The 665-nt window shown below is 56.2% G+C and carries 1 protein-coding gene; it reads left to right on the top strand.

From position 1 onward, the window contains the following. The coding region (locus B5P40_RS33180; RefSeq protein ID WP_220089784.1) for a hypothetical protein at positions 1–665 on the top strand (665 nt) is incomplete at both ends.

Below are 665 nucleotides of genomic sequence, written 5' to 3'. Positions count from 1 at the left end.
GATGCCCGAAATGTGGAGCGACGGGGAGTCTGCAGCCCCAGAAGACGGCATACGATATCGTTCTTCGTTGTACGGCAGCCCCGATGGGTGTGCCCTGCCGAAAGAAGCTAGGGGAGCGGCAATCTCTACAACTGGCAAGAACGGCGGGCAATAAAAAGGCCATCGATGCCATAATCGCGGCGAGGCACGACGTCGACCAAGGCGAGAAATCGCAAACCCGGTCACCAACCGTGACCCAGGTTCCGGTCCAGGTTCCGGAGGTTGACCCAAACCCCAGCGCGGGTGACGACGCCGCCTCAGATGACGACGAGTCGCTGTCCGATCCTGCGAAGTTGGTGGCCATGGTCCAAGCAATTAGGAGCTATACTGACTATAATACCAAATACTTGTCAAATCTAGTCTCTGATCTGGTCATTTTTGCAGACCGTCTGAAGTCACTAGAAAGCGAACGTGAGGAGCGCCAACAAGAATCGAGGACAGTCTCGCAATCCCTGGACGCCATCATGGCAAAATTGGAGACGCTGGAAGATGGGCTGGCCGCCATTAAAGAAAAGAGTCGACTTGGGGAGTCGAACACGTATTCTTCGATGGTGCAAAGATCACCTGCCTTCCACGGTTCTGCACCCCCGACTGCCCCGACGACAGCAGGACCAGGCCCAGCAACG

Source organism: Bacillus sp. SRB_8 (assembly GCF_003264205.1).
In the GTDB taxonomy this organism is placed as follows: Bacteria; Bacillota; Bacilli; order Bacillales; family Bacillaceae_G; genus Bacillus_A; species Bacillus_A mycoides.
The sequence above is the reverse complement of the archived record's forward strand: the minus strand, read 5'-3'. Positions and strand labels throughout refer to the sequence as shown.